The following is a 4,592-nucleotide window of genomic DNA, read 5'->3' as shown; positions in this document are numbered from 1 at the left end:
CGCGACGCTCTGGCGCCAGCGCCCCCACGCCACGGCGCAGGCCCTCGCCCTCACCCTGGCCGGCTTCATCTTCTACCCGATCGCCTATCTCTACCCGATGGAAATCGACATGCGCGCCGGCACCGCGCATGCGCACTCGATCCTCTCCGGCGTGATGAAGCTGTTCCAGGCCGGGCTGTGGCCGCTCGGCCTCATCATCTTCACCGCCAGCGTCGCAATTCCCCTGATCAAGCTGTTCGGCATCGCCTGGATCATCCTGTCCTCGCACCGCCATTCCACCCGGCGGCTGCGGCTCAAGGGGCATGTCTGCCGCCTCATCGTCGAGATCGGCCGATGGTCGCATATCGATGTCTTCACCGTCGCCGTGTTCCTGCCGCTGCTGCACCTCTCCGGCCTGCTGAGCATCGATGTCGCCGACGGGCTGCCGGCCTTTCTCGCCGTCGTCGTGCTGACCATGCTGGCCGCGCGGGCGCTCGATCCCCGCCGCATCTGGATCGCCGCACGGGAGCCGGCCCATGGCTGATCCGGACGCGCCGGAGGCCCGCTTCCGTGGCACGCGCTGGCCGGGGTTGATCTGGGCGGTTCCGGTGGCCGCGGCGCTCATCGTCGCCTGGCTCGGCGTCGCGGCACTGGCGACGCGCGGCCCGGAAGTCGTCGTCACGTTCCCGATCACCGGCGGCATCAGGCCCGGCGGCACCGACGTGACCTATCGCGGCGCGACGGTGGGCCATGTGGTCAGCGTGCATCTCGATGCCTCGCTCGCCGCCATGAAGGTGCGCCTGCGCTTCGACCCCGACATGGACGGACATCTGGGGCGCGGCACCAGATACTGGATCGCCGGGCGGCACGTCAGTTTCGGCAACCTTGCCTCGCTGAAATCGGTGATCGCGGGTCCGCATATCGCGGTGGCGCCACGGAACGGGCCGATCCGGCATCATGCCGCCGGCCTCGCCCATGCGCCAGCCGTCAATCCCGCGAAGGCCGGACTGACGGTCATGCTCACGGCGGCGAAGAAGGGCAACATCTCGACCGGCGCGGGCATCTTCTACAAGGGGTTCCGGATCGGAACCGTGCGGAAGATCGCGCTCAGTCCGAACGGCGGCGGCTTTGCCATCGGCGCCTTCATCAGCCGGCGCTACCAGCGCCTGATCACCACGCGCAGCCGCTTCTGGAACGCCGGCGGCGTACGGGTGACGGCTTCCGGCGGCGGCCCCCGCCTCGCGATGCAGTCGGTGCCCGCGCTCGTCTCCGGCGCGCTGGGAGTGACGACGCCGCCCGGCGGCCGCCAGGCCATCGACGGCGCCCGTTTCCGCCTCTACCCCAGCGCCGCCGCGGCGCGCGACGCGCCGGGCCCGCATGCCGTCGCCTACAGAACGGTGCTGCCAGGCGGGCCACGGGGCCTCACGGTCGGCGCGCCGGTAACGCTGGAGGGCGCCACGGTCGGCGCGGTGACCGGCGTGGCCATGGCCTACGCGCCGCGCGCGGGCGCGATACGGAGCACGGTCCGCTTCGCGCTCGATCCGTCGCGGATCGGCCTTGCCGGTGCGACGTGGAACCTGCGGCATCCGCGCCCGCAGATGAACGCGATGCTCGCGCGCCTGATCCACCGGGGGCTGCGCGCCCACCTCGCCCGCGCGACACCGGTGATCGGCCAGCAGGAACTCGCCCTCGCCATCATGCGCGGGGCAACGCCGGCCACGCTCGGCAAGGGCGCGCCGCCCGCGGTTCCAGCCGTCGCCGGCGGCTCGATCGGCCGGCTCATGGCCGAAGCCGGCGGCATTCTTGCCAACCTCCATGCCGTCAGCGCGCGTCTCGCCGCGCTCAGCCGGGCGCCGCGGACGCGGGCCGCGCTGAAGCGGCTCGCGCAAACCGCCGCGAACGTCGCGGCCATCACCCGCACGACGCGCGGCCAGGCGCCGCACCTTCTCGCCGACCTGCGACGGACAGCGAACGAGGCGGATGAAGCGCTGCGCGATCTGCGCGGCATGATCGGCGCCCAGGGCAGCGCGGCCAACGCCCCGGAGTCGCAGACGATGCCGCATACGCTCTACGAACTCGGCCGGGCCGCGCGGGCGCTGCGCGAACTGGTCGATGAACTGAACGCGCATCCCAATGCGCTGATCCTCGGCAAGGGACGCTGATGACCCGAACGATCGCCACACTCGCGATGGCCCTGACCCTCGGCCTTGCCGGCTGCGCCGGCCAGCGGACCATCTATCTCGCGCTATCGCCGACATCGGGGCCGACATTCCACACCCGTGGAGCGGCGATCGCGGTGGCGCACGTGCTGATGCCGCCGACGATCGACCGGATCTACCTGACCACCGCGACCGGCCCGAACACGCGCGCCGTCTCGCGGCGGGCGCGATGGACCGCCCCGCTGGCGGGACAGGCGCAGGCCATATTGGCACGCGACCTGGCGCGCCGCCTGCCGGAGCGGCGCGTGGCCATGCCCGGCGATCCCGTCCCGCGGGCGGCGCTGCTGGTGCATGTCGAGGTGACGGAGTTCATGCCGCATCCGGGCCATGTCGAGCTCGCCGCGGACTGGCGCGGCGTGCGGGCGGGCAAGGCCGTGGCGGCTGGGCGGGTGCGCATCGCCGAGCGTTGCGGCGGAGGCGCGGCGGCGGAAGCGCACGCCATGAGCGTCGCGCTCGGCCGGCTCGCCGACCGGATCGCGGCGCGGCTTTCACGGTGAGGGGCGGTCAGACCGCGACGACCACGGCCGTCACGTTGTCGTTGCCCTTGCGGGCGAGGGTGGCCGCGATCAGCAGTTCCGGCGGCGGCACGCCGTCCGGCGAACCGAGCAGGGCGGCGATTTCCGCCTCGGGCAATGTCTTGCTCAGCCCGTCCGAGCAGAGCAGGAACCGGTCCCCCGGCTCGATCCGGCCGATCACCTTGTCGAGTTCGAGATCCGCGTCGTCGGCGCCGACGGCGCGGGTAATCACGTTCGCCTGGGGATGGTGCTCGGCGGCCTCGGGCGTGAGCCGCCCCTCGTCCACCAGCGCCTGCACCAGCGAATGGTCGCGGGTCAGCTGGGTCAACTCGCCGCCGCGCAGCAGATAGACGCGCGAATCCCCCGCCCAGAGGCAGGCGAAATGGTCATCGCGCAGGATCAGGATCGCGATGGTGGAGGCGATGACCGCGCGCGGGCCGCGCTGGGACGCCTCGTGCAGCAGGGCGTGATGGGTCTCGTTCACCACGCCCCGCACCTGCGGCAGCAATTCGGCCGCGGTCAGCCCCGGCTCGAGGCGGTCCAGCCCGGCGACGATCATCCCCGAGGCCACCTCGCCCGCCTGATGCCCCCCGGCACCGTCCGCCACCGCCCAGAGGCCGAGATCGGGGCGGCAGAGATAGGCATCCTCGTTGTGCCTGCGCACCGCGCCGACATGGGTTTCCGCCCAGGTCACGGCGCGCGGGATCATCGCACCGTCTCCCCGGCCTCATCGCGCAGGAACGCCGCGAAACCGGCGGGGTCGGGCAAGCCGGCGACCGCGATGCGGCCAGGACCGCGATGCGGCCCCCCGGCCGACCACCAGCCATATGCCGGCTCGCACGGATCGGGCGGGAGATCTGCCAGACGGGCGGCGAAGGTATCCGGCGGCACATCCGCGGTGACGGCGGCGATGCCGATCTCCTCGACCGCGTCGAGCCAGGCGGAGCCGGCGCAGGCCGCATCGGTCGCGAGCACCAGCGGAAAGGCGCGCCCGACACGGTCGATGCTGGGCAGCCACACGCCACCGAGCGGCACGCCCGCGACCGGCGCGGCAAATCGCCAGACCGGCGCTTCCATCCAGCAGGCCTGCCAGTCATCGCCCAGCGCGTTGCGGCTGGCCTCGAGGCTCGCGCGCATCCAGCCATCGAACGCGTCGACCACAGCCCGCGGCAGGCCGGCGCCGACGAAGTCGCCGCGCGCCGGAATCTTGCCGTAAAAGCCGCTCACCCGCGCCACATCTTCATCCTTTGAGGCTCGGGCAGCGGAAGTCGTTCAGCACGCCCGGCGCGAACGGGTTGAAGATCGACCCCGCCTCGAGCGTGAAGCGCGCCTGCATGCCCCCCTGATCGAAGGTGAGGGTGTAGCGGGCGGAGCTGCCGTCACGCGTGAGCCGCCCCATGCCGAACAGGCGAAACACCGCCCAGGGACCGCTGGCCTGAAGCGTGACCGGCGTGCCGCCGGCGGCCGGCGTGATGATCAGCCGGGCCGTCTGCATGCCGGTGGCACCCGGCCAGTTCACCGAGGTCGGCACCGTCGGGCCGTGGGCGTAGCTGACATCGACGCCGCCAAGCTGCAGCACGACCTGTGCCGCGCCCGCCGAGAGGCCGGCGGGCGTGACCGTGAACTGCACGCTGGGCTGCGTGCCGCCCAGGAAGAACATCTGCTGGATTTCCTGCGCGCGCTGGAATTCCGCGACGGCCCCCTGGCTGACCGGCGGCGCCACGCCGTTCACCGGCTGCACCGTCCATACCTGCCCGGTCATGTTCACGAAGGGCCGCACCTGCGTGTTGAAGAAATTGTCCATCACGCCGCCCGGCGCGAAGAGACGGGCGAAATCGGCAAGCGGAATGCCCGAGGCGGCACTTGCATCGAACGGGTA

General features: G+C 72.1%; 6 protein-coding genes. 3 read left to right on the top strand and 3 right to left on the bottom strand.

Annotated elements, in window-relative coordinates; translation table 11 throughout:
* From APM_RS10790 to APM_RS10780, 3 genes are all read left to right on the top strand, one after another.
* On the top strand, positions 1-523 hold a 523-nt coding region (locus tag APM_RS10790), incomplete at its 5' end, for a paraquat-inducible protein A (protein WP_007423407.1).
* On the top strand, positions 516-2,141 hold the full coding sequence (locus APM_RS10785; protein WP_007423406.1) for an intermembrane transport protein PqiB: 1,626 nt from the start codon (positions 516-518) through the stop codon (positions 2,139-2,141). The genes APM_RS10790 and APM_RS10785, both read left to right, overlap by 8 nt.
* Positions 2,141-2,695 (top strand): membrane integrity-associated transporter subunit PqiC, encoded by a 555-nt coding sequence (locus tag APM_RS10780; RefSeq protein WP_007423405.1) that lies wholly within the window; start codon positions 2,141-2,143, stop codon positions 2,693-2,695. The genes APM_RS10785 and APM_RS10780 overlap by 1 nt, the downstream gene beginning before the upstream one ends.
* 7 nt (positions 2,696-2,702) lie before the next feature.
* On the opposite strand, the gene APM_RS10775 is transcribed toward APM_RS10780, so the two are convergent.
* The 3 genes from APM_RS10775 to APM_RS10765 form a co-directional block, all read right to left on the bottom strand.
* Positions 2,703-3,422 (bottom strand): PP2C family serine/threonine-protein phosphatase, encoded by a 720-nt coding sequence (locus APM_RS10775; protein WP_012039805.1) that lies wholly within the window; start codon positions 3,420-3,422, stop codon positions 2,703-2,705.
* A complete protein-coding gene (tagF, locus tag APM_RS10770) occupies positions 3,419-3,940 on the bottom strand; it encodes a type VI secretion system-associated protein TagF (RefSeq protein WP_241763140.1) in 522 nt (173 codons plus the stop codon). The genes APM_RS10775 and tagF overlap by 4 nt, the downstream gene beginning before the upstream one ends.
* A gap of 13 nt (positions 3,941-3,953) precedes the next feature.
* Positions 3,954-4,592, bottom strand: a 639-nt coding sequence (locus tag APM_RS10765) for a type VI secretion IcmF C-terminal domain-containing protein (RefSeq protein WP_007423402.1), incomplete at its 5' end; no start/stop codon positions are given.

Source organism: Acidiphilium sp. PM (assembly GCF_000219295.1).
Lineage (GTDB): Bacteria > Pseudomonadota > Alphaproteobacteria > Acetobacterales > Acetobacteraceae > Acidiphilium > Acidiphilium multivorum.
Note: the sequence above shows the minus strand (reverse complement) of the source record. Positions and strands in the feature narration are given on the sequence as shown.